Origin of the sequence: Gordonibacter massiliensis (ex Traore et al. 2017) (genome assembly GCF_019731765.1) — a bacterium.
In the GTDB taxonomy this organism is placed as follows: Bacteria; Actinomycetota; Coriobacteriia; order Coriobacteriales; family Eggerthellaceae; genus Gordonibacter; species Gordonibacter massiliensis.
This window is the reverse complement of the sequence record NZ_JAASIO010000001.1, coordinates 38,130-62,836: the sequence shown is the minus strand read 5'-3', so window position 1 is coordinate 62,836 and position 24,707 is coordinate 38,130. Positions and strand designations below refer to the sequence as shown.

Annotated in this window: 20 protein-coding genes; 15 read left to right on the top strand and 5 right to left on the bottom strand. The window is 64.5% G+C overall.

The features are described 5' to 3' along the window. Nucleotides 1–29 precede the first annotated feature (29 nt). The 6 genes from trhA (at nucleotide 30) to HCH03_RS00225 (ending at nucleotide 6,485) form a co-directional block, all read left to right on the top strand. Nucleotides 30–806, top strand: a complete 777-nt coding sequence (trhA, locus tag HCH03_RS00250; RefSeq protein ID WP_246599408.1) for a PAQR family membrane homeostasis protein TrhA — start codon at nucleotides 30–32, stop codon at nucleotides 804–806. 158 nt (nucleotides 807–964) lie between these two features. Next, a complete protein-coding gene (locus HCH03_RS00245; protein WP_221687911.1) occupies nucleotides 965–2,344 on the top strand; it encodes a hemolysin family protein in 1,380 nt (459 codons plus the stop codon). Nucleotides 2,345–2,378: 34 nt separating this feature from the next. Further along, entirely contained in the window at nucleotides 2,379–3,569 is a 1,191-nt protein-coding gene (locus HCH03_RS00240; RefSeq protein WP_221687910.1) for a PspC domain-containing protein, read from the top strand. 301 nt (nucleotides 3,570–3,870) lie between these two features. Continuing rightward, nucleotides 3,871–4,686, top strand: coding sequence for a CMP-2-keto-3-deoxyoctulosonic acid synthetase (locus HCH03_RS00235; protein ID WP_221687909.1), 816 nt, complete (start codon nucleotides 3,871–3,873; stop codon nucleotides 4,684–4,686). Nucleotides 4,687–4,953: 267 nt separating this feature from the next. After that, complete coding sequence (locus HCH03_RS00230) at nucleotides 4,954–5,619, top strand: potassium channel family protein (RefSeq protein ID WP_080144004.1); 666 nt, start codon at nucleotides 4,954–4,956, stop codon at nucleotides 5,617–5,619. 188 nt (nucleotides 5,620–5,807) lie between these two features. Beyond that, the gene (locus HCH03_RS00225) at nucleotides 5,808–6,485 is read left to right on the top strand and encodes a potassium channel family protein (protein ID WP_080144003.1); all 678 of its coding nucleotides are present in this window, start codon (nucleotides 5,808–5,810) and stop codon (nucleotides 6,483–6,485) included. 330 nt (nucleotides 6,486–6,815) lie between these two features. Here the strand turns inward: HCH03_RS00225 and HCH03_RS00220 are convergent, their stop codons facing one another. Continuing rightward, nucleotides 6,816–7,352, bottom strand: a complete 537-nt coding sequence (locus tag HCH03_RS00220; protein WP_368042393.1) for an MOSC domain-containing protein — start codon at nucleotides 7,350–7,352, stop codon at nucleotides 6,816–6,818. A 351-nt stretch (nucleotides 7,353–7,703) separates the two neighbouring features. Here HCH03_RS00220 and purB point away from each other — a divergent pair, with 351 nt between their 5' ends. Beyond that, nucleotides 7,704–9,047: an adenylosuccinate lyase gene (gene purB, locus HCH03_RS00215; protein WP_221687908.1), complete on the top strand. Its 1,344-nt coding sequence runs from the start codon at nucleotides 7,704–7,706 to the stop codon at nucleotides 9,045–9,047. 87 nt (nucleotides 9,048–9,134) lie between these two features. Here the strand turns inward: purB and HCH03_RS00210 are convergent, their stop codons facing one another. The 3 genes from HCH03_RS00210 to HCH03_RS00200 all read right to left on the bottom strand — a co-directional run bounded on the left by HCH03_RS00210 (nucleotide 9,135) and on the right by HCH03_RS00200 (nucleotide 12,382). After that, a complete protein-coding gene (locus HCH03_RS00210; protein ID WP_221687907.1) occupies nucleotides 9,135–9,821 on the bottom strand; it encodes an HAD hydrolase-like protein in 687 nt (228 codons plus the stop codon). 124 nt (nucleotides 9,822–9,945) lie between these two features. Continuing rightward, nucleotides 9,946–11,955, bottom strand: a complete 2,010-nt coding sequence (locus tag HCH03_RS16215) for an MFS transporter (protein ID WP_246599407.1) — start codon at nucleotides 11,953–11,955, stop codon at nucleotides 9,946–9,948. 1 nt (nucleotide 11,956) lies between these two features. Then, the gene (locus HCH03_RS00200; protein ID WP_080143998.1) at nucleotides 11,957–12,382 is read right to left on the bottom strand and encodes a MarR family winged helix-turn-helix transcriptional regulator; all 426 of its coding nucleotides are present in this window, start codon (nucleotides 12,380–12,382) and stop codon (nucleotides 11,957–11,959) included. Between the two features lie 168 nt (nucleotides 12,383–12,550). Between HCH03_RS00200 and rarD the strand changes: the two genes are divergently transcribed. The 7 genes from rarD to HCH03_RS00165 all read left to right on the top strand — a co-directional run bounded on the left by rarD (nucleotide 12,551) and on the right by HCH03_RS00165 (nucleotide 22,662). Beyond that, nucleotides 12,551–13,531 carry an EamA family transporter RarD gene (rarD, locus tag HCH03_RS00195; RefSeq protein ID WP_221687906.1) on the top strand — a complete coding sequence of 327 codons (981 nt, stop codon included), beginning with the start codon at nucleotides 12,551–12,553 and terminating at the stop codon, nucleotides 13,529–13,531. Between the two features lie 52 nt (nucleotides 13,532–13,583). Then, entirely contained in the window at nucleotides 13,584–14,675 is a 1,092-nt protein-coding gene (locus HCH03_RS00190) for a mandelate racemase/muconate lactonizing enzyme family protein (protein WP_221687905.1), read from the top strand. A gap of 378 nt (nucleotides 14,676–15,053) precedes the next feature. Then, nucleotides 15,054–16,364, top strand: a complete 1,311-nt coding sequence (locus tag HCH03_RS00185) for an MFS transporter (RefSeq protein ID WP_221687904.1) — start codon at nucleotides 15,054–15,056, stop codon at nucleotides 16,362–16,364. Between the two features lie 41 nt (nucleotides 16,365–16,405). After that, nucleotides 16,406–19,015: a molybdopterin-dependent oxidoreductase gene (locus tag HCH03_RS00180; RefSeq protein WP_221687903.1), complete on the top strand. Its 2,610-nt coding sequence runs from the start codon at nucleotides 16,406–16,408 to the stop codon at nucleotides 19,013–19,015. Nucleotides 19,016–19,019: 4 nt separating this feature from the next. Continuing rightward, nucleotides 19,020–19,838, top strand: a complete 819-nt coding sequence (locus HCH03_RS00175) for a 4Fe-4S dicluster domain-containing protein (RefSeq protein ID WP_221687902.1) — start codon at nucleotides 19,020–19,022, stop codon at nucleotides 19,836–19,838. Between the two features lie 12 nt (nucleotides 19,839–19,850). Next, nucleotides 19,851–21,263: an SLC13 family permease gene (locus HCH03_RS00170; RefSeq protein WP_221687901.1), complete on the top strand. Its 1,413-nt coding sequence runs from the start codon at nucleotides 19,851–19,853 to the stop codon at nucleotides 21,261–21,263. A gap of 160 nt (nucleotides 21,264–21,423) precedes the next feature. After that, nucleotides 21,424–22,662, top strand: a complete 1,239-nt coding sequence (locus HCH03_RS00165) for a LuxR C-terminal-related transcriptional regulator (RefSeq protein WP_221687900.1) — start codon at nucleotides 21,424–21,426, stop codon at nucleotides 22,660–22,662. 30 nt (nucleotides 22,663–22,692) lie between these two features. On the opposite strand, the gene HCH03_RS00160 is transcribed toward HCH03_RS00165, so the two are convergent. Then, nucleotides 22,693–22,890, bottom strand: a complete 198-nt coding sequence (locus HCH03_RS00160) for a DUF4177 domain-containing protein (RefSeq protein ID WP_185903880.1) — start codon at nucleotides 22,888–22,890, stop codon at nucleotides 22,693–22,695. 165 nt (nucleotides 22,891–23,055) lie between these two features. On the opposite strand from HCH03_RS00160, the gene HCH03_RS00155 reads away from it, so the two are divergent. Further along, nucleotides 23,056–24,468, top strand: a complete 1,413-nt coding sequence (locus HCH03_RS00155) for a sodium-dependent transporter (protein WP_221687899.1) — start codon at nucleotides 23,056–23,058, stop codon at nucleotides 24,466–24,468. The last annotated feature ends 239 nt before the right edge of the window (nucleotides 24,469–24,707 follow it).

The following is a 24,707-nucleotide window of genomic DNA, read 5'->3' as shown; positions in this document are numbered from 1 at the left end:
CCCCCGACTCGTCCTCCTCTGCGGCTTCTTTGGACGAAGCCGCTCCTCCGCACGCGCCCCAATGCGCCGCCGAGTGGGTGCCGTCGCAGCTCAAGCCGCGCGACTTGGCCGAAGCCCACACGCGCCGGGGCCAGGTTTCCCCCACGTCGGCCAGCGCCGTGAACAAGCAGCGCAACGTGCGCGAGTACACCTTGGGCGAGGAGATCGCCAACTCGATAACGCACGGCATAGGAGCCTTGCTGGCCATCGCGGCCATTCCCATCCTCGTGATGCGGGCCTTGGACGACGGGGGAGGCGTTTACCTGTTCGCCGCGCTCGTGTACGTGTTCACGATGCTGCTCGAGTACACCATGTCCACGCTCTACCATGCCATCGCCGTCGATCGGGCGAAGCGCATCTTCAAGATACTGGACCATAGCTGCATCTACCTGTTCATAGCCGGGTCCTACACGCCGTTCTGCCTGATTTCGCTCGCCGATGCAGGCGGGTTGTGGCTGTGCGCGTTCGTGTGGGCCGTCGCGCTCGCGGGCGTGGCCTGCGAGGCTTTCTGGGTGTTCCGTCCGCGGTGGATATCGGCCGTGCTCTACCTGCTGCTGGGATGGAGCGTCGTGTGGTTCCTTCCCGCGCTCGTCGCCGCTCTGCCTGCCGAGGGCCTGTGGCTGCTCGTGGGCGGCGGCGTGTGCTACACCGTGGGCTGCGTTTTCTACGTTCTGAAGAAGATCCCGTACATGCACTCGATCTTCCATCTCTGGGTACTTGCCGGTAGCGTGTGCCAGTTCCTCGCTATCGCGCTCTATATTATGTAGCCGTTGCGTGCACGAGCGCGCGGGCATGACAGCCCCACGGTTGCCGGAGAGAGGCGGCCTCCGTACCGCCACCTCCGGTCGGCGCGAAAGCGCGAAGGCGGGATCGCAAGGGCGGGCCCGCACGCATCCGCAACGCTTAAGGAGTGAGCTTCGCTTACATGGACATATGGATTAGCATCGTAGTCACCTTCCTGCTCGTATTGGTAAACGGTTATTTCTCGATGTCGGAGATGGCGCTGGTCAACGCCAAGCACGTGCTGCTGCAGAAAGAGGCCGACGAAGGCGACAAGAAGGCCCAGCGCGCACTGGGCCTGGCCAGCGATTCGGGCCAGTTCCTTGCCACCATACAAGTCGCCATCACGCTGGTGGGCTTCTTCGCGTCCGCCGCTGCGGCCACGAACCTGTCCGACCCGCTGGCGCAGTGGCTTTCGAGCTTCGGCGTCGATTGGATCACGCTCATCGCGCCCGGCCTGGCTCCGGTGCTCATCACGCTGATCGTGTCGTACCTGAGCATCGTGGTGGGCGAGCTCGTGCCGAAGCGCATGGCGCTGGCCGACGCCGAGCGCGTGAGCAAGACGGTGGCCGGCCCCCTCATGGTGTTCCAAAAGATCGCGCGCCCGCTCGTGGCGCTGACCTCGGCGTCGGCGAACGGCCTGTCGCGCCTGCTGCGCATCAAGGACGCCGACGAGCGGCAGACCGTGTCCGAGGAAGAGATCAAGTACATGGTCACGGACAACGACGAGCTGCTGGACGACGAGAAGCGCATGATCCACGACATCCTCGATCTGGGCGACATGACGGTGCACGAGGTCATGCAGCCGCGTGTGGACATGATCTTGGTGGAGGACGTCGAAACCGTGCGCCAGGCGGTGGAGCGCATGCGCGGCACGGGCTACTCGCGCCTGCCCGTGTACCACGAGGACATCGATCGCATCGTGGGCATCGTGCATTACAAGGACTTGCTGGCACCCCTCATGGACGGCAAGGAGAACGAGCCGGTCGAGGCTTACGCTTACGAGGCCATGTTCGTGCCCGAGACGAAGGATCTGTTCCCCCTGCTCTCCGAGATGCAGACGAACCGGCAGCAGATGGCCATCGTGGTCGACGAGTACGGCGGCACCGACGGCCTGATCACGGTCGAGGACATCGTCGAGGAGATCGTGGGCGAGATCATCGACGAGTCGGACATCGAGAACAAGTTCATCACGCCCTTGTCGGACGGAACGTGGCTCGTGGACGGCCGCTTCCCCGTGGAGGACGCGCTCAAGCTAAGCTGGCCCGTCACCGAGTCGGACGACTATGAGACGATCGCGGGATGGCTCATGGGCATGATAGACATCGTGCCCCAGGTGGGAGACGAGTTCGAGTTCGGCGGATACCGGTTCAAGATCCAAGCCATGCGGCGCAGGCGCATTTCGAACATCCGGGTGACGCGCGAAGCGGTGCCGGACGGTTCCGCAGGGAGCGAAGCGGGCGCGTCGGCGACACGCGCCGAAGAGCCTGCTTCCGAAGGCGCTTCGCACCGCGGGTCGCTATAGCCTTGCGGCGCAAACGGTTCGGCCAGGAGGCGGCATGAAGTCGGAAAGGACGCTCTATCGCTCTCGCCACGCGCTCATCGGAGGCGTGTGCGCCGGTGCGGCCGAGTGCCTGGACCTCGATCCGCTGGTGGCGCGCATCCTCGCCGTCGCGCTCACGCTGCTCACCGCAGGGTTGTTCGCCGTGGCCTATGCGGTGCTGTGGATCGTTTTGCCGGTTGCTCCGGACGAGTCCGGGCCCGTGGAGGTGGAGCCGCATTCCGTGAGGTCCGACACGTACGGCTCCATCGACTACGGAACCGCGCGCGATCGGGCCGACGACGCCGCGCGCGCCGCATCGGAAGTGGCGGCCGCCTGCCAGCACCTGCCTTACGACGCCTATGCCGGCACGGGGCACGTTCCTCCCGAACCGCCCACGGCCGAGGCCGCCGAGCGCGCTCGGCAGGCACGCTGGCAGGCGCCGCCAGGATGGCACGCTCCCGGCTGGCAAGCTCCCGCAGGCGAAGAGCGAGAGCGGGCGGCGCAGAGCGTTCCGCCCGCCTGCGCCCGCTCCCAGGAGCCGGGTTCGACCTCTGCCGAGCGACAGGTTGCCGGATCCGACGCCGTCGACCGACCGATGCCGCAGCAGCCGGGCCTCGCAGGCTCTTCGCACCCGGCGGAGCCTCGAGCTTCTCGAACGCGTTGCGTAACGCAGCGCGCTCGGGCCGGGGCCGCGCGGCCCGAGCGCGAGAACGTCGTGAAGGCCGCCGTGATGCTCGGCGCGTTCCTGCTGTCCTTCGGCGTCGCCGTGGTTTTGTCAGGGAGCATCGACGGGGTGTCGTGGTGGCAGTTCTGGCCGCTTCTCCTCATCGTCATCGGCATTCTGCAGCTGGCGGTGCCGGCGGTGCCGGGCCGCCGCATGGCGCGGATCGCGGGCGGCCTTGCGTTCTTCTTCTTGGGCACCGCCCTGCTGAGCATGAGCTTGGGCGTGGTGGGATGGGCTACCGTGCCCCGCGTGCTCGCCAACCTGTGGCCGCTGCTGATCGTGGCGGCGGGGCTTTTTATCGCGGGTGGCGCCATGCACTCTCCGCGGTTGCTGCTTGCGGGGTCGCTGTGCCTCGTGCTGCTTTGCATCGTCGGCCTCATGTGGTTCTCCGTTCCCGGTCCGCTCGACTACCTCGTGGTGGATCTGCCTTTCGACCGAGAGTTCTCCTTCCCCTTCGAGGTGAGCGTGACGCCCGCCCGCTAACTTCTCGTCGGCGGCCCGCGCCGCTGCCCGTCGCGTTTCACCACGGGTTGAAATGTTCGAAAAAAACGCATGGTCCGATGATGGGTGGCGACCTGCGCCTCCGGGGTATCTGCGTTTGTCAAGCGAACAAAACGTGGAGGCCGTCTCCATACTTTTTTGCCCCCCAGGGGTTCGATAAGCTAAAATGAACCCCGACAAAACAGCATATCGGCCCTTCGGCAGCAACCACCCACCACAATCTACTACGCTGTCACCGCTTCGGCGGCTTGGTCGTGCGCTGTCAATGAAAGGTAACCGAGGTTTGGCTGACATACGATACAAGCAGCGGAAGTCGAGCATCGTCGCGAAAGTAGCGGCGGTTGGGTGCGCATCCATCGTGCTCGCAGGGTGCATCGGCTTCGGCATCGCCTCCGCAGGCGGCAGCGCGCAGGAAGTCGATGCGTTCGGCATCGACGCCATGAGCGCGCCGGCGTCCGATGCGGACTCAACGACGTTCGCGCAGAGCGCATCCGATTCTTCCGCGCGCGAAGCGACGGTGCTCGTCAGCACCGCCAAGCGCGACATTTCCAAGGGCATCCAGGCTATCGAAGAGCAAGAAGAGGCCGAGCGCCGTGCCGCCGAGGAAGCCGCCCGCGCCGAGGAGGCTGCTCGCGTGGCCGCCGCCGAGGCCGCGAAGGCCGAACAGCAGGCGAAGGCCGCCCAAGACAGCGCCGCTTCGGCGTTGGCCAGCTTGCCCGACGTGGACTTCTCCGTGGGCAAGGAAGCTTTCATCGCGGAATGGACCCAGCGCATCGACGCCTATCTGGCCGGATCGCCGTTGGCGGGGCAGGGCGTGACGTTCGCCACGGCCGCTTGGGACAACGGCGTTGACCCGCGCTGGTCGCCTGCCATTTCCAACACCGAGAGCTCGAAGGGCGTGAAGTGCTTCCTTCCGTACAACGCGTGGGGCTGGGGCGACCGAAGCTGGTCGAACTGGGAAGAGGCCATCAACGCCCATGTGGCTGGTTTGGCGCAAGGCTACGGCTACTCCATCACGTATGCGAACGCAGCGAAGTACTGCCCGCCGAACACCGACCATTGGTTCAACGCCACGCTGGGCCAAATGCAGATGATCTAATCGCTCCCATGCGAGCCTAGTTTTTGGAACGCCGGCCACTTTGAGCCGGCGTTTTTCATATCGCGGCCCTGCTGCGCGTCGGGCTTTTCTCTCGTGAAACGCCCGTTCCTATTTTCCTGATCGACTCTGGAGGGTTGGACGATGCGGAACGATGGGCGTTTTGTTTGTTGCCGTTCGATGGCGATGCTGGCCGTGCGCGCGGCACATGCAGTATGCTGGGTTCAGTAGAAAATCGGCGCATGCGATGCGCTTGATGAGAGGATCGGTATGAGCAATGTCATCGTGGTCGGTTGCGGCCGCGTGGGCTCGCAGCTGGCCAACATGCTGTCGGACAACGGCAGCAACGTGTGCGTCATCGACCGCAACGCCGACGCGTTCGCCAACCTGGGCCGCAACTTCAACGGATCGACGGTGCAGGGCCTCGGCTTCGACGAGGAGACGCTCGTGAAGGCGGGCGTGGAGGATTGCGACGTCATCGCCGCCGTCACGCAGTTCGACAACACGAACCTCATGGTGGCCGAAGTGGGAAGCCGCCTGTTCGGCGTGCCGCACGTCATCGCGCGCCTGTACAACCCCGACCACGAGCGCGCCTACATGCAGCTGGGCATCGACCATGTGTGCGGCACGTCGCTGGTGGCCGAGGACGTGTTCAGCAAGATCGTGTCGGGCCATGGCGCCCACATCGACACGTTCGGCGAATTCGAGCTGCTGCGCTTCTCGCTCGACCTCAGCTGGCGCGACACCGATCATCGCACCATTCGCGTGTCGGAGATGGAGCGCGACCACGACGTGCGCATCATCGCGTTCGAACGCGGCGACGGCTCGGCATCGTCCATCCCCACGCGCGATTCGATCCTCTACCACGGCGACTCCGTGCTCGTCTGCGTACGCCACGAGCTCATCGCCCAGTTCTCTCGCTATATTCAGGACTGAGGTTCCGTCGGCTTGCCAGCCGACGGAACGGGTCGACGCTGCGGCTTTCTATGGCACCCCGCCTTGCCGCTTATGCGCTTACCCTCGCGTGCGAAGCACGCTCGGCCGCGCAACACGGCAATACGGGGCACCATAGAAAGCCTCGCTGACCTTGATGGACCGGTAAGTTTGTCATGAAAGGAAGATTAATGTACATCGTTATCGCGGGAGGCGGCAAGATCGGCGAGTACCTTGCCTCGGTGCTGCTGCAAAGCGGCAACGACGTGGCCGTTATCGAGGAGAACTTGCAGACGGCGGACCATCTGTCCATCGTGCTGGAGGGGCGCTACCTGGTTATCCACGGCGACGGCTGCGATTCGAAGTACCAAGAGGACGCCGGCATTCGCAAGGCCGACGTGTTCGTGGCCACCACGGGCCAGGACGACGACAACCTGGTGTCGTGCGAAATCGCCCAGCGCGTGTTCAACGTGCCGCGCTGCATCGCGCGCGTGAACAACCCGAAAAACCTGCGCATATTCCGCGAGGTGGGCATCGAGAGCGTGTCGTCCACCACGCTCATCGCGAACCTTATCGAGGAGGAAACGCTGCTGGGCAGCGTGAGCGTCGCGTCGTCGCTCACGCACGGCAACGTGCTGCTCACCGAGATCACCGTGCCGCGCATGCGCTACCACTCCAACGAGGCGGGCATCTTGGCCTCCTCCGTGCCCATGCCGGAGAACAGCTTGATAGCGGCCGTGTCGCCCAAGGACGACGACAACGTCGAAGTGGCCGGTGAGGAAACCGTGCTGTACCCCGGCGACAAGGCCATCGTCGTAGCCGACACCGAAGTCCTGGACGAGGTACGCGCGCTGTTCAAGGGGCTGTAGGTTCCGCGGGCCTACGGCCCGCGGAACGACTCGACGCTGCGAAGCCCCCTCGCACCCGATCTTCGCACGATCCCGGAAGCTCGCGTACCGAAGTACGCTTCGCCTCCGCGATCCTGCGAATCTCGGGCACGAGGGGGCTTCTCGCTGACTTACTACGCCAACCTGCGGGTCTGTTTTCGCGCTTCGCGCGAACGGGCGCTCTGGAGATCGCCCCTACGGTCTACCCGGAGCGTCTTCCCCCTCGCGTTCCATACGGCTCTTCAGGTTATTTCGTTTCCGCACGCCCAGCTTGCGCGGCCCTTCGACATGACGAGCTATCGTGTGCTTAGCCTATCGCTCATGCGCCGTGCGCAGTTCCTCCAAGGCTTCGGGCGGGGTGTAGGCGCAGGTGTCGTCGCCGAGGGCAACCACCTCGACGGGATCACCTGGCTTCACTTCGCCATCCTCTAGCGCTACGAAGAACACGCCTTCGCGAGGGAAGATGCAATCGCCGGCCAGGTGGTAGATCGCGCATTTCGTGTGGCACACCTTGCCGATCTGCGACAGCTCCAACAGCACGTCGCCCCCGATGCGCAGGCGGCTGCCCAGCGGCAGCGACAGCAAGTCGATACCCTCGGTGGTGACGTTCTCCGCGAAGTCGCCCTCTGCCACGTCCAGGCCCATGGCTTGCGCCTTCTCGATGGATTCCCATGCGAGCAGCGACACCTGCCGGTGCCAGTCGCCGGCATGCGCATCGCCCGCTACGCCGCGGTGGGCCTCGACGGCCACGCCTTCCGCGCACGGCGTCTTGCGGCCACCCTTGCGCTTCGACACGTTCACGGAACGAACGCGCCCGCGTGCGCACCCCTCGCTCAATACCTGATCCACGTTCGATGCCTCCTAATAACCTAGTGAAATAATAGGAAATATACTACTCGAACAAAGATAAGGAAGTCAAGCGATAGCGCATCCGTCAGATTGCCTCAGCACAAAATGACGTTTATGAATGATTTTGGCCTCTTGTTTTCAAGTGATCGCGGTATTATCCCAGGTCGTACTTTACGCGTAGAAGCGAAAATCGTTCATAACCGTTATTTTGTGCTGAGGTGCTTGCAGGACGCTGTACAGCCCATTTCTTTCGACGCGCATTCCCTCGGCGCTTTCCGTGGAAAACGACGCGCTTTGCCCGCGGTGCGGTATGCTGGTTGCCATCAGGTACGACGTGGGAAAGGGACCGGCGTGATCAACCGTTACACGCGCCCGGCGATGGGCGCCATCTGGGAGTTGGAAAACAAGTTCAACATCTGGAAGGAAATCGAAGTGCTGGCGTGCGAGGCGCAGGCCGAGCTGGGCAAGTCCGGCATCACGAAGGAAGAGGCCGCGTGGATCCGCGCGCACGCCGACTTCACCGTGGAGCGCATCGACGAGATCGAGAAGGTGACGAACCACGACGTCATCGCGTTCACCACGAACATGGCCGAGTACATCGATGCCGACGTGCCGGAGGGCCAGGAGCCGCCCAGCCGTTGGGTGCACTACGGCATGACGTCGTCCGACCTGGGCGACACGGCGCTCAGCTACCAGATCACGCAGGCGATCGACATCATTCTTGAGGACATCAAGCAGCTGGGCGAGACGTGCAAGCGCCGCGCCTTCGAGTTCCAGGAGACGCTGTGCGTGGGCCGCACGCACGGCATCCACGCCGAGCCCATGACGTTCGGCATGAAGTTCGGCAGCTGGGCCTGGGCTCTCAAGCGCGCGCAGACGCGCATGGAGGAGGCCCGCAAGGTTGCCGCCACGGGCGCCATCAGCGGCGCGGTGGGCACGTACTCAAGCATCGACCCGTTCGTCGAGCAGTACGTGTGCGAGCGCCTGGGCCTTGAGGCCGACCCGCTGTCCACGCAGGTGCTGGCGCGCGACCGCCACGCGCAGGTGATGGCCGGCCTGGCCGTGACGGCCTCCACGCTGGAGTCCATCGCCATGCAGGTGCGCCTGCTGCAGCAATCCGACGTCATCGAGGCCGAAGAGCCGTTCGCGAAGGGACAGAAGGGCTCCAGTGCCATGCCGCACAAGCGCAACCCCATCACGGCCGAGCGCGTCTGCGGCCTGGCTCGTACCGTGAAGGGCAACGCGCAGGTGGCGTTCGACAACGTGGCGCTGTGGTACGAGCGCGACATCAGCCACTCCGGCGCCGAGCGCGTGGCGCTGGCCGACAGCTTCATCGCGCTGGACTACATGTTCGGCAAGATGCAGTGGATGCTGGACGGCCTGCAGACCTACCCGGCCAAGATGGAGCATAACCTGTGGCGCACGAAGGGCCTCATCTTCAGCTCGAAGGTGCTGCTGGCCCTGGTGGACACCGGCATCAGCCGCGAGGACGCCTACGTCATCGTGCAGCGCAACGCCATGAAGGTGTGGGAGGACATCCAGAACGCCGTGGACGGCCCCACCTATCGCGAGAACCTCGAAGCCGACCCCGAGGCGAACCTCTCAGCCGAGGTGCTCGACGAGATCTTTGACCCTTGGGACTTCCTCACCCGCAAGGACGTTGTGTTCGACCGACTGAAGGAGCTGGAGTTCTAAGGAGCTAACCGCATAAGCTGGTCAGATCGAAACGGGTGCAGGTCTAGAATCTGCACCCGTTTTTCTGAAATGCTTTGATCGCAGATTTTAGATAGACGATTGTTCTCCTTTGTCTTTCGAGCATCCATTCGAGTGGAGCAGAAGGTCGTGAAGGTCGGACAACGTCGACGCCAAGAAAGCGGGCGCGGCTGCTTCCAGTTCTCCTTCGGGCGCGTAGCCCCAGCTCACTGCTATCGCGTCGATGCCTTCGCGTCGCGCGCCCTCCACATCGTGCTTGCGGTCGCCCACCATGATCACCTCGCGCTTGCTCGGCTGGCCGAGACGGGTCAAGGCCTCGCAGATGACGTCGCCCTTGTCGGTTCGGGAGCCGTCCATGTTGCTGCCGGCCACCACGTCGAAGTGGCGAGCGAGGTCGAAGTGCTCGAGGATGCGCACCGCGTAAGGTTCGGGCTTCGAGGTGGCCACGCCCGTGACGATGCCCGCGTCGGCCAGCTCTTCCAAGAGCTCGGGCACCCCTTCGTACACGCGGTTCTCGAAGATGCCCAGCGTGCCGAAGCGCTCGCGGTACACGCGCACCGCCTCGGTTGCCTCGGCGTCGGTGAAACCGTAGCATTCCATGAACGAGCGATGCAGCGGCGGCCCGATGAAGTGGGTCAGCTGGTCGGCAGCCTCGCTGATGCCGAACGCGGCGAGCGCGTGCTGAACGCAGGCGGTTATGCCTTCTTGCGGGTCGGTCAAAGTCCCGTCGAGGTCGAAAAGCACGTAGCGGTACATAGCAAACGCTCCGTTTCGAAGGTGAGCAAAGGCGAACAGGTTGCCCTCTATGGTAGCAGAGCGGGCAACCTGCGTATTCGGCGCGGCATCGACGTGGAAGCATGCAAGCTTGCGTCGGCGCTCCCTACGCCTTCGCGCCTTCGTTGCGGTAGAAGGCCAGCAGCAGCAACCCTACCGCCGAACAGGCTCCCACCAGCAGGAACAGGCCGCGGAATCCCTCGTTGAGCGTTCGCTGGAACGCGGACTCTATGGCTTCGGAGCGATCGTCGATCTGGTGCAGGTAATCCTGCTTGGCGCCTTCGAGGGCCTTCGGCACGCTGTCCTTCATGGCCTGCATCTGGTCGCGCAAGGTGGACAGTTCGCCTTGCGCGCTTTGCAGCGCATCGGCACCCGAGCGCATGGCCGGCGGGGCGGCAGGTCCCATGGCCGCAACGGCCTGCTCAAGGTCGGCGCGCTTCCCTTCGACCTCGGATAGCGCCGCGTCAACGCCGTTCAGGCCCTTGTCCAGCCCTTCATCGATATCGCTGGTTATCGTGGGCGCCATCTGATCGAACATGGCGGACGCAAGCGCTTTCGCGTCGCCCACGATCGTGGTGACGTCGGCGTTCTTCATGGCCTCCATCGCATCGTCCGGCACGTCGACCGAGCCGTCGGACGCGTCCATGCTTACGTCGACGGTGTGCATGGACGCCAGATCGGGCAGGTCCATGTCGCCGAGTTGGTCGCCAAGCGCGTCGTTCGCCTTGAGCTCGTCCAGCTTGTCCGTAACCTCCTGCTCGTAGTCCAGCAGCGGCACGTTCACCTGGTTGGGAAGCTCGTCGGCGAGGTTGTCCTGCACCGTCGCCCCCGCGTGGGCGAGGAAGGCCACCATGACGGCCGGCGCCACGGCCGTGCCGATGGAGCGCACGAGCGACAGGGTGGCGAGCGCCGAGTTCGCCTCGGCCTCCTTCGTCTTGGCCAGCATCATGTAGTTGAGCGGCGTGCCCATGGTGAAGCCCATGCCCAGCCCAATGAGCACCAGGCTTGCCACCACGTTCACCACGGTGGGGTAGGCCGTGGCCACCAGGGCCAAAAACAGCGAGCCCGCAACCGACGCGGCCAGCCCGAAACCCAGCACCACCTTCACGCCGAACCGGTCGATGAGCTTGCCCGACACAGGCGAGCCCACCCCGGCGAACACGCCCAGGATGATGACGAAATAGCCGCCCGACCCGGCGGGCATGCGCAGGGCGTTCTCCGAGAACTGCGGGATGAAGATCATGCCCATCATCACCACGCCCGTGATGATGGAGAGCAAGAGGGTGATGACGATACTGGCGTTCTTGAAATACGCCAGGCTCATCACCGGGTCGGAGGCGCGTTTCTCCACGAACACGAACACGGGAAGCAGCACGACGAATGCGATGAGGAACGGGTAGACCTCGGGGGAGGCGATGGAGTTCCCGAAGTCGAAGAAGTCGAGGTTGCGCAGGCCGTACAGCAGGCTCAGCACCATGACGATGAGCACGCATATCCCCCAACCGTCGATGGGCCGGACGTCGCGCTCTTTGGAGTTCGACAGCACGAGCGCGCCCGCCACCATGATGAACAGGCAGATGGGGATGTTCACGTAGAATATGAACTGCCAGTTCTGCTGCCCGAACACGTCGAGTATCAAGCTGCCGGCCGAGGCGCCGAACACGTTCGCGATGCCGTACACGCCGCCCACGAGGCCCAGCGCCATACCGCGTTTCTCCTCGGGAAACGCCGTGCCGAACTCGGCGGTGGCCACGGGCATGATGCCGCCTCCGCCGATGGCCTGCACCGCGCGCGCCGCCAGCAGCAGCTCGAAGCTGCCGAAGTCCTGGGCCAGGCCGCAGAACAGCGAGCCGACGCCGAACAGCGCGATGCTGGTAAGGTAGATGGGCTTGCGGCCGTAGCGGTCGGCCAGCTTGCCCATTACGGGGATGGCGGCCGCGTAGGCCAGCGTGTAGATGGTGATTATCCACACACCCAACTGCTCGTCGGCGTGCAGGCTTCCCTGAATGACGGTGCGGGCGGGGGTGACGATGCCGGTGTCGAGCGCGCCGATGAAAAGCCCCAAAAGGTACACGACGGCCACGATCACGTAGCCCTTGCTGTTCGATCGCGACATGCTAGTCCTCGTTCCTGATCATGGCGTGCGAGTTCTGCGCCATGCGGGCGATGGCGCGCTCGGCGGCAAGGCGGTCCTCGCGGTCGACGCCTGCGAATACGTGGTCCTCCCAAGAAGCCAGCGCGTCCTGCATGCGCTCGATGGCTTGGCGGCCGGCGGGCGAGAGGGACAGTATCTTCTCGCGGCGGTTGTCCTCGTTCGTCCTGCCGTCCACGAGCCCCTTCGCCTCCAGCTTCGCCACCGTTTTCGCCACGGCGCCCTTGTCGATGTCGAGGAACGACGCGATGCGCTCCTGGTTCGACGTTCCGCTGGCCGCGAGGCACATGATCACGAGCTGCTCGGGGAAACCGAGCCCCTCTTCGGCCATGCGGCGCTCGGCGAACACGCGCATGTGGCGCACGATGATGGATATGTCGTTCATGAACATGGGCGGTCCTTCGGTGGTCGAGCTAAACAGTTGTAGCGACAACAATAACGTTTGCCTCCGACACCGTCAAGCAACCTTCGGTCTACCGACCCGTTGCGTTTCGGTGTCGAGGGGTAGCCGGCGTAGAGGTATAATGCAGCGGATATATCGAGAGCGAGGAGCGGGTTTGTGAGCGAGCAGGCAGTGGCGGAAGGCGAAAGCGAACAGCGTACCGACCGGACGGGGTTCTTGCAGGGGCTGGGATGCTACCTGCTGTGGGGCGTTATGCCCGTGTACTGGAAGCTTCTTTCGGCCATTCCCGCGTTCGAGGTGCTGGCGTGGCGCATGGTGTGGTCGTGCGCGGCGGTTATCGCCCTGTGCGTGCTGGTGAAGCGAACGCGCTTCCTCTACCTGTTCCGCGATCCGCGCGCGGTGCGCACGTTTTTGGCCTCGGGGCTCATCGTCTCGTGCAACTGGGGCGTGTACATCTGGGCGGCCAACAGCGGGCACCTGCTGCAGACGAGCATCGGGTACTATCTGTGCCCGCTGTGCAGCATCGCGCTGGGAATGATCGTTTTCAAAGAGCGGCTGACCCCCATGCAGAAGGTCGCCACGGCGCTCGCCGCGCTGGGCGTGGGGTACTTCATCGTCGCGAACGGCGGCGACATCTGGATAGCCTTCGCGCTGGCGCTCACGTTCAGCGTGTACGGCGCGGTGAAGAAGAAGGGCGGCTACCCGGCCCTGCCCGGCATGGCGTTCGAGTCGCTGCTGACGGGGCTCATCGGCGCCGTGGCGCTGGGCGTGGGGGCGATCGCGCCGTGGATCTGGCAGATCGTGCCGGCCACGCCCGACGCCATGGCTGTCACCGGGCCGGTGGCGGACATGGCGCTGCTCGCGGGATGCGGCGTGCTGACGGCCGTTCCGCTGCTGCTGTTCTCCGCCGCCGCCAACCGCGTGTCGCTCACGGTCATCGGCTTCATCCAGTACGTGAGCCCCACCATCGCGCTGGTGCTGGCCGTGGCGTTCTACGGCGAGCAGTTCACGCTCGCCCACGGCATCTGCTTCGCGCTCATCTGGCTGGGCATCGCGGCCATCGGCGTGGAAGCGGCCTTGAACAGCAGGAAGAAGAAGGCAATCGCCAACCGGGTTCCGGCTGACGGAGCGATGTAGAAGCGGCCGGGGAAATTCGATCCCCGGCGCAGACGAAAGGCGATGATCGAGCATGAAGATCCAAAGCGTGCGGGCTGTTCCGGTGAACCTTCCTTTGCCTCATCCCATGGAATGGGCCACCGGGCGCATGACCAGCCAGGCCCATGTGCTGGTGCGGATCATGACCGACGAAGGCGTCGAGGGCATCGCCGAGGCCATTCCCCGCGAGAACATCTACGGTGAGACGCAGGTGGGCATGGTGCACGTGATCAACGACCTGCTGGAGCCGCTGGTGGCGGGCATCGACCCGTTCGACGTGGAGAAGGTCCACGAGAAGATGGCGTTCATCAAGGGAAACCTCGCCGCCAAGGGCGGCATCGACGTGGCGCTGTGGGACATCATGGGCAAGGCGTGCGGGCTGCCGTGCCGCAAGCTGCTCGGCGGCTACCGCGACAGCATCGAGCCGAGCCGCATTCTGTGGCTGACCAGCGACGAGGCCATGCTCGACCAGGCGCGCGAGCTGAACGGCAGAGGGTATAGGGCCTTCAAGGTGAAGGGCGGCGTCGATGCGGACGCCGACATCCGCCGCGTGCACGCGCTGCGCCAGGTGGTCACGCGCGACACGAGGCTCTACATCGACGGCAACCAGAGCTACACGTACTTCGAGGCGAAGCGGGTGCACGATGCGCTGCGCGGCGAGCTGGACTATTTCGAGGAGCCGATGGCCGCGACGAACGAGAAGGACCGCGTGCGCCTGGCGCACGCCATCGACATCCCCATCGCGGGGGACGAGAGCAACTTCACCTTGTACGACATCGCGCACCAGATAGACATCGACGCGCTCTCGGTGATGATGATCAAGATACCCCGCAGCGGCTACACCTACGGTCGCAAGATCGCGGCTTTGTGCGAGGCGTACCACCGTCCGATGATGATAGGCAGCCAGTCCGAGAGCGATCTGGGCATGACCGCCATCGTGCATATGGGCTGCGCGCTGAAAACCATCAGCTACCCCTGCGAGTTCATGGATTACGAGGATCCTGCGCGTCCCAGCCTGATCAACGAGCAGATACGCATGGAGGACGGCCGCGTCTACCCGCCCGCCGGGCCGGGCCTCGGCGTGACGCTGAACGAGGAAGCCGTCGAGAAGTACACAGTGCGGTAGGCGCGGCGCAAAAAATCATACCGGGCGGGCGGCGTTCAAGGATGGCGGCCGTATCAATTTGATCTAACCGAACGCGTCATCGAAACGCTCGCAACCGATCATAATCCCAAAGAAATGCCTGTTCGGACAAGCATGCCCACGCTTCCGCATGCCCTGTTTCCCTGCGCAGTATGAGTCGCAACAGAGTATGAACCCCTGGCGGATTCGTTGTTTATGGTTTCGGCCGCCCACCTTTGACACTATATCCTTGCGCGGTCGAACGGTCGGACGACGGGTTCGATTCGAACAAGGACCATCGTCCCTTCTGCCGGAGCTATCCCTGCTCCCAACCGTCCCCCGCTGCGATAAGGGGAGTGCGTTCGAAGGAGGAGGGGGCTTATGGCGTCATCGGTGGCGAAGTACGGGGTTCAAGACAGGCAGCTGAACTCGAGAGAGCGGTGGATATGCTTCGCGGCCCTGTTCTTTCTGGGGTTCACCGCCACGTTCAACCAGTTCAAGGCCGCGCCGGCCATTCAGTACATCGGCTCCGATCTGGGAATGTCCGTGGACATGCTCAGCCAGATCATGGGCGTGTACTCGATAGCGGGCATGCTGCTCGCGTTTCCCGGCATGCTGGTCATGCAGCGGCTGGGCATCAAGTTCTCGATCGTCGTGACCTCGGTTCTGCAGTTGGTGGGGTCGCTCGTGTGCGTGTTCGCAACGGATACCGCGCTGTTCCTGGTGGGGCGCACGCTCGAGGGCATATCCTACGGCCTTATCTGCGTCATCGGGCCGAACATCATGCCGCGTCTGTTCCCCTTGAAGAACCAGGGGCTCTGCATGGGCATCTGGTCGCAGTGGACGCCGGTGGGCGTGGTCATCGCGTTCTTCACGGCTCCGATGATCTTCGAGGCTGCGGGCGGCGCGGCGGTTCCGTTCTCGTGGCACCCCGTTTGGTACGTGTCCATAGCCATGGAGGTCGTGTCCATCGTCTGGCTGCTGGTCAGCTGCAAGATGCCGGCCGTTCCGGAGAACGAGCTTCTTGACGGCGATCCGTCGAAGCGCAAGCGCCCCGGCAAGAACTTCATGGTGGCCGGCATCGTGGTGTGCGCGTTCTTCTTCGTGTGGGTGTTCGACTACGTGGCGAACATCAACACGCTGTACCCGACGTTCCTGCAGAACGTCAAGGGCCTGAGCGTGTTCGACTCGTCGATGCTGCCCAACTGGACGGCCCTCATCTCCATTCCCCTGGGCATCGGTTTCGGCGTGGCGGCCGACAAGCTCAACTTCCGCAAGTGGATGATCGCCGCAGGGTACCTGCTGGTGGCCGTTTGCATGGGCTTCCTGTACTTCACGCCGGGGTCGGACATGACCGGCCCTTGGGCGGCCAGCATCGTCATGGGCCTGTGCGGCGCGCTCGTTCCCACGGGGACCCGCGCCATCACGCCGGTGCTCGTGCCCGAGCCGAAAAAGACGGACCTCGCGCTCGCCACCATGGCGTTCGCCACGGGCGTGGCCCAGGTGGTGGGAGGCTACGTGGTCTCGCCCACGGTTTCCTCCATCGGCTGGCAGGCGAACGGCCAGTTCGTCCTCGCTCCGCTTGCGGTTCTGGCGGCCGTCGCCGTCATCGTTTTCGTGAAATCGGACAAGAAGGTCCACGAAGTGCGCGTGGCCGAGCGCGCCGCCCAAGATGCAGAGGAGGCCCAGTAGCCAAGACTTGCTAGACGAGACGAAGAGTGAGAGGAAGAGGCATGAAGATAGCAGATACGACCGTCGTTCACAATTTGGGGTTGGAAGCCTGCGGAGGCGGGGCGAACATGGTCGCCGCCGACGTGAAGGACGGCAAGCTTGTGCGCATCAGGCCGGTGCACTACGACGAGCAGTACACGAAGGACGAGTTGAATTACTGGACGCTGACCGGCCGCAACGGCACGACGTTCGAACCGGGTATGAAGTCGTACACGCCGCCTTTCCCGCTGGTGTACAAGCGGCGCACGTACTCCAAGAACCGCGTGGCCCATCCCATGAAGCGCGTCGACTGGGATCCGCAAGGCGAGCGCCACCCCGAGACGCGCGGCACGAGCAAGTACGTGCGCATATCGTGGGACGAGGCCACCGAGATCATCGCCGCCGAGATCAAGCGCGTGCACGACGAGTACGGCCCGTACTCCATCCTGTGCCAAGCCGACGGCCACGGCGAGAGCAAGGCGGTGCATGCGCCCCACGGCTGCATGACGCGCCTGCTGGAGCTGTGCGGCGGCTACACCGTGCAGGCGCGCAACCCCGACAGCTGGGAGGGCTGGTACTGGGGGGCCAAGCACGCTTGGGGTATGGACCCTGTGGGGCAGAACACCCACTCCACGAACACGGCGCAGGACATCGCCCAGAACTGCGATGCCATGCTGTACTGGGGGTGCGACCTGGAGACCACGACGTCGGCGTGGGGCGGGCAGCTCGCCTCGAAGCTGGCGTACTGGTTCGACGACTGCGGCATCAAGCACATCGCCATCGCGCCCGACTGCAACTACACCGCGGCGGTGCACGCCGACAAGTGGTTCCCCGTGCTTCCCAACACCGACGCGGCCCTGCAGCTGGCTATCGCGTACGTGTGGCTGACCGAGGGAACCTACGAGAAGGACTACGTCGAAACGCACGCCATCGGCTTCGACTGGTTGGAGTACTACGTGCTGGGCAACGAGGACGGCGTGCCGAAGACGCCCGAATGGGCCGAGCCCATCTGCGGCATCCCCGCGTACCGCATCAAGGCGCTCGCCCGCTACTGGGCGCGGCACAACGTGTCCATCGCCCACTGCAACGGCGGCTCCTTCATCCGCGCCGCGTTCGCGCACGAGCCGGCGCGCCTCGAAGTCTACCTGCTGGGCATGCAGGGCGTGGGCATGCCGGGGCGCATCTCCATCAAGTTCATCGAGTGGACCCTGTTCGGCATGACGTCGTGCAGCCCCATGCCGCCCTCGAAGCTCGCGCCGAGCACGGCCGCGGCCTACAACGGGTGGATCATCGGCAGCAACGCCGACCATATGATCGCGAAGTGCCACGTGCACAAGGCCCTGCGCGGCGAGTCGTTCAGCTGGTACGGCCACGGCACGGCGGCGAACGACCGTCCCGACCAGTTCGTCAAGCTGGAGTTCCCCACGGACGGCAACGCCGGCATCAAGATGCTCTGGTCGGACAACCCCGCGTTCTCCACGAGCCTGAACGGCGGCTACGAGTACCAAGATGCCCTAAAGAGCGACAACCTGGAGTTCTACCTGGTGCAGGCGCCCTGGTTCGAAGACGACGCGCGCTTCGCCGACATCGTGCTGCCCATCTGCACGAAGTTCGAGACGAGCGATTTCGGCACCGATTGCGACAGCGGCCAGTGGAACGCCGTCATCTACGAGCAGGCCGCCATCGACCCCGTGGGAGAGGCCCGGTCCGACTGGGAGGCCGTGCAGGCCGTGGCCGAGAAGCTCGAGCGCTACGGCGGCGTCTACGAGGACGTCAAGCACCGCATGACCGGCGGAAAGACGGTCGAGCAGCAGATCAGGGAAGGTTACGAGGCGTGCGGCATCCCGGCCGACGAGCTGGACTTCGAGGCGTTCAAGCGCAACCGCTACCAACTCATCCCCACGGTGGAGGGCTGGGAGGACCAGATGGTGGGCTTGAGCGGGTTCGCGCAGAATCCCGAGATGTTCCCGCTGGAGACGCCGTCCGGCAAGATCGAGTACTACTCGCCCACGCTCGCCGAGCAGTTTCCCGACGACCACATCCGCGGCCCGGTGGCCCATTGGATCGAGGCGGGCGACGGCCACGACGACCGCCTGAACAGCGAGCGCGCGAAGAAGTACCCGTTCCTCGTGGAGTCGAACCACCCGCGCTGGCGCGTGCACGCGGAGTTCGACGACGTGGAGTGGTTCCGCGAGATCGAGACGTGCAAGGTCGTCGGCCCCGACGGCTACGCCTACGAGCCCGTGTGGTTGAACCCCTCCGACGCGGCGAAGCTCGGCATACAGAGCGGCGACGTGGTGAGCGTGTTCAACGAGCGCGGGGCCGTGCTGGGCGGCGCGCGGGTCACCGAGCGCGTGCGCGACGGCGTGGTGTACATGGATCATGGGGCGAACAGCGACGTAATCGTGTCGGGCATCGGCGGTTTGGATCGCGGTGGCGACATCAACCTCATCTGTCCCACGCACACGTCCTCGAAAAACGCCAGCGGCGAGGTGACGTCCGGCTATCTGGCCGGCGTGGAGAAGGTCGACGTGTTCGAGTTGGCCGCGCGGTATCCGGAAGAATTCGGTCGCAAGAACTACTCGCCGGAGTACGGCGCCGACGTTCGCGACTATCTGATAGGGGAGGAGTAGGGACATGAAAGCCCTCGTAGTTGATTTGGACAGGTGCAACGGCTGCTTCAACTGCCAGTTGGCCTGCAAAGACGAGCATTGCGACAACGACTGGAGCCCGTACGCGCTGCCGCAACCGACCACCGGTCAGTTCTGGTGCAAGGTCGAGCAGAAAGAGCGCGGCCGCGTGCCGGTGGTGCGCGTGGCCTACACGCCCACGTTCTGTGGCATGTGCGACGACGCGGCCTGCATGAAGGCGGCCGAGGGCGGCGCGGTCTACCGCCGCGAGGACGGCGTGGTGATCATCGATCCCGCGAAGGCGCAGGGGCAGCGGCAGATCGCCGAGGCCTGCCCCCTGGGAATGGTCTACTGGAACGAGGCCCTGGACGTTCCCCAGAAGTGCACGGGGTGCACCCACCTGATGGACAACGGTTGGAGCGAGCCGCGCTGCGTGGACGTGTGCGCGACGGGCGCCCTGCGCTACGGCGACTTGGAGGACTTCGCGGACGAACTCGACGCGGCCTCGGTTGCCGAGGAGCTGGAAGGCGCGGGTTCGCACGTGTACTACCTGAACCGTCCGAAGCGCTGGATCGCCGGCACGGTGGCGAACCGCGGTGAGAACGAGGTCGTCATCGGCGCCCGCGTGGGCATCTTCGACGACGACGGCTCGTGCGTGGCGAGTCTCGAGACCGACGAGTTCGGCGATTTTCAATACGACGAATGCGGCAAGCGGCACTACCGGGTGCGCATCGAGGCGGACGGCTTCGCGCCGATCGAGCTCGAGGCAGATTGCACGCACGCCGACGTCGTGCTCGACGACGTGCTCGTCGACCAGCCGCGATAAAGGAGTTGTAGCATGAGCAAGAAATCACCTCTCATCCGCTTCGTCATCATCCTGGCCGGCATCGCCGCCCTCGCGGCCGTCGCCTTCGCGCCGAACCCCGAGGGCCTGACGTTCGGCGGCAAGATGTCGTTGGTCATCTTCGTGGTTGCCATCCTGTTCTGGGTGACCGAGGTCATGCCCATCGCCATAACCGGTTGGGCGATGGTCGGCCTCATACCCCTGCTCGGCATCATGGACGCGGCCAGCGCCTGGACCGCCTCCATCAACAACGCCATCATCTTCTACCTGTGCTGCTTCGCGTTCGCCTGCTTCATCGCGCGGTCGACGCTGGCCGTGCGCCTGACGGGGAAGATATTGTCGTGGGCGGGCACGAGCTCGCCGCGCGTGCTCCTGGGCTTCATGGTGGGCACGGCGCTCATCTCCACGCTTATGGACAACCTGCCGCTGTGCGCCGTCATGCTGCCCATCGCCTACACGGTGCTCGACGCCAACGATACCCCCACGGGCGGGAAGTCGGCGTTCGCCAAGTGCATAGCCATCGGCATCCCGTGGGCAGCCGCCATCGGCGGCGCCATGACGCCCTCCGGCTGCATTATCAACGTGCTGGCCATGACGCTCATCGAGCAGAACTTCGGCGTTTCCATCAGCTTCGTCCAGTGGTTCGCTATGGGCTTCCCCATGGCGCTCATCACCATCCCCGCTGGCTGGTTCGCGCTGATCAAGATATTCAAGCCCGAGCCGCTGACCCAGAGCGCCGTGGATTCCGGCATCGCGCGCGCCCAGTCGCTCGGCAAGATCCCCCGCCACGAGATAGCTGGCCTGGCGGTCATGCTCGTCACCATGGTCGTGTGGATTCTCAGCTCGTGGATCCCCTTTATCGACATCACCGTGGTCAGCCTCATCGCGCTGGGCTTCATGTTCTTCCCGGGCGTCGATGCCATCCAGTTCAACGATTTCCTGGAAGACAGCCCGTGGGGCATGATGCTGCTCATGATGGCCGTGAACGTGTTGGTGGCCGCGCTTATGGGCACGGGCGCGACGCAATGGCTCGTCGACGTGGTCATGGCGCCGATGACCGCCTGGCCGCTCCTCGCGACCATGATCGCGCTCTCCGTTATCGCCTGCCTGCTGCACAACGTCATACCCGCCGGTCCTGCGTGCGCCGGCTTGATTGCGGTGCCGTTCGCGAGCATCATCGCGAGCATGGGCGGCAGCATCGCCGCCACGTGCGTCATGGTGGCGTGGTGGTCGGCCATCGCCCTCATGCTTCCGCTGGACGGCGTGCCGCTGCTGTCGTACTCGAGCAACCGGAAGTACTTCTCGTTCGGCGACATGGTGAAGACGGGTTGGGCCCCCAGCCTGGTGATGGTGGTGATATCGGTTTCCATCACGCCGCTCATCGCCGGGGCGCTCGGATTGGCGTAAGTTCACAGACTCGAGGCGCCGCGCGCGAGCATGCTATCATGGTGAAAAGGCATCTGGATTTCGCGGCCGTGCCGCAGGTTGAGCTTGGCGGCACGGCCCGGTGATCGCGGCTGGCGCTCGTGCGAACGCGGCGACCGCGCGCGACGAGGGCGGTGAGGCAATGCAGACGAACTACCTGAAGTACTTTGTCGATGTGGCGAAGCTCGGGTCGATAGCCGCGGCGTCGAACGAGGATTTCATCACGCCCCAGGGTATGAGCCGCTCGCTGTCCGCGCTCGAATCGAGCTTGGGGTGCCAGCTGTTCAAGCGGACGCAGGGCAAGGTGGTTCTGAGCACGTACGGCGAGGCCCTGCTCGACGACGCGAAGGAGCTGCTGCGCATCCAGCAGCGCATGATCGACCGGGTGGCCGACATCCGCTCCAGCGAATCGGGCATTTCCGAGAAAACCGTTCTGGTGTACCTGAACAACGTCGCGTTTGACGTGGCGCTGTTCAACCCGCTGATAGACAGCTTCGACCAGATATTCGCGAACGCGCGCTACTTCCAGTGCGACAACGCGGAAGTGGTCGACAACCTTCTGGAGCAGGCCGAGGGGGACGATTGCGTCGCCCTCGGCCTGCTCTGCCTGTTCAGCCCCGACGACGAGCGGAATGCGGCGCTTGTCGAGAAGCTGCAGTCGAACGGCTTCGAATACCAGCCGTACCTCATCTCCTACGACCAGGTGCTCGTGTCCAAGAAGTCGGAATTGGCCACGAAGCGGGCGCTCAGCCGCGCCGACATCCTATCGCGCCCCATCGTCTCGTCCGACGGCGACATCAAGCGCGTGGCCGAGAAGGTGTTCGGGAAGAACGCCATCTACATGGTTACGAGCGACAGCGCCTTTCGGTTCCGCGTCGTAGCCAACGACGAGGCCATCACGTTCGTTCCGGCCTTCCACAAGCTGGTGGACTCGAGCGACGACGCCACGGTGGCGGTGCAGATGAAGGAGCCGTATTACCTGGAAGTCGGGTTCGCGGCCAAGAAGGAGGTCTTGGACAGCCCGTACATCAAGAGCCTCATCGCGAAGCTGAACGCCTACTATTCGAGGCTCGCGGCGTCGCCCTACCTCTCGCTGGTGCCGAGCGACATCACGTCGTTCAAACAGGCCGAGGAGGAGGGCGCCGGTTTCGACGAGAAGGGCCTGGCGGACCTCGAGGCGCGCTACGGCATCTCCTCGCGCGAGCGGGAGGTGCTTGGCCATCTGGTGGACGGCCTTACGGCCCGGGCCATCGCGGAGCGCATGTACCTTTCCGTCCCCACCGTCAAAAGCCACATCTACCGCATCTACAAGAAGATGGGCATCCATTCCCAGGAAGAGCTGCTCGCCCTCGTGGAGGAGGAGTTGGTCGAAGGCGCCTGAGCTGCGGCGAGGAGTAGGGCGAGTTCGCGGCTAGGCGTCCTTTTCGAAAACGAGGTCGATCTTTCGAATGTGTGCGGCGTTGTCGACCTCGGTGATGATGGAGTCGACGTAGCGGTAGCCGCGCGCCGCGTAGTCGTCGATGATCTCGCGATGCTCCGAGATGCCGCGTCCGAGCATGAATACTTCCATCATCTTGTAGTCGACGCTTACGTACTCGTATTCTTTCATGGGCGCGCCCCTTCGATTAAGCCCGACTTGAGGCACATCATAGGGTCTGTGCGGCGAGCGCGCAAGAACGCGCAACGCTTCGCATTTCTCCGACTTGTTAGGGTACAATTGCAACGTTTTGCCAATGGGGCAATATCGTACAAGACTTTTTCGGAGGGGTGTGGCATGGCCGAGGCCAAGCGGGAGCGGTTCGGGTCGCGTCTGGGGTTCATCCTGATATCGGCGGGCTGCGCCATCGGGCTGGGCAACGTGTGGCGCTTCCCCTACATCACGGGCGAGTACGGCGGCGCGGCGTTCGTGCTTATGTACCTCGTATTCCTCGTCATCCTGGGCCTGCCGGTCATGGTGATGGAGTTCGCCGTGGGCCGCGCCAGCCAGAAGAGCTCGGCGGCGGCGTTCGACAAGCTGCAGCCGTCGGGCAAATGGCACTGGTTCTCGTGGTGGGGCTACATCGGGTGCATGGTGCTCATGATGTTCTACACCACGGTGGGCGGCTGGATGCTGTCGTTCGTGGTGAAGATGGGCACGGGCGCGTTCAACGGCCTGGACAGCGCGGGCGTGGGTGCCGTGTTCAACGACATGCTGGCGAACCCCACCGAGCTGGTGGGCTGGATGCTCGTGGTCATCGTGCTGGGCTTTCTCGTGTGCAGCCTGGGGCTGCAGAAGGGCGTCGAGCGCGTCACGAAGGTGATGATGGTGTGCCTCTTGGGCATCATGGCGGTGCTCGTGGTGCGCGCGGTCACGCTGCCGGGCGGCCTGGAGGGCCTCAAGTTCTACCTCGTGCCCGACTTCGGCAAGCTGTTCGCGGGCGCGACGTCCGCCGAGCAGTGGGCCACGTTCGGCGACGCCGTGTACGCGGCCATGGGCCAGGCGTTCTTCACGCTGTCGCTGGGCATCTCGGCCATGGAGATATTCGGCAGCTACATCGGCAAGGAGCGCTCGCTCACGGGTGAGGCGCTGCGCATCTGCGGATTGGACACGGCGGTGGCCCTGGTGGCGGGCCTCATCATCTTCCCGGCGTGCTTCGCGTTTGCGGTGGAGCCGGACAGCGGCCCGGGGCTCGTGTTCGTCACGCTGCCCAGCGTGTTCAACCAGATGCCGATGGGCCAGCTGTGGGGCGCGCTGTTCTTCGTGTTCATGAGCTTCGCGGCGCTGTCCACCATCATCGCGGTGTTCGAGAACCTCATCAGCTGGTCCATGGACAAGTGGGGCTGGACGCGCAAGACGGCGGTCGCGCGCACGGCCGTTATCGTGACGGTGCTCAGCCTGCCGTGCGCCCTCGGGTTCAACGTGCTGGCGGGCGTGCAGATTCCGGCCATCGGCGACATCCAGTCCATCGAGGACTTCATCGTGTCGAACAACCTGCTGCCGCTGGGCAGCCTGTTCTACGTGCTGTTCTGCGTGACGAAGGGCGGCTGGGGCTGGGACAACTTCCTGGCCGAGGCCGACACGGGCACGGGCGCGCGCTTCCCCGCCTGGTCGCGTCTGTGGCTGAAATTCGGCATCCCGGCGCTGATCCTGGTCATATTCGTGATGGGCTACGTGCCGAAGTTCGCCGTGTGGTTGGGATTCGCGTAACCAGCTGCGCCTCCGCCTGCCGCTCCTAGTGCGCCCTGCGCCCCGCCCGTCGTCCCAAGCGCGGCGCTGCGCCCTTCGCTCCGAGCGCAGTACCGCGCCCCCTCTGTGATCCTGAGCGGAGCGCGTAGCGCGGAGTCGAAGGATCCCGTGCGGTGCCAACCAGGCCGTCGCAGCTGTCGCCGCACAGGATCCTCCGCCCCCGCTTCGCGGGGCCTCCCCGCGCCCGCTCTGCGCGCCCG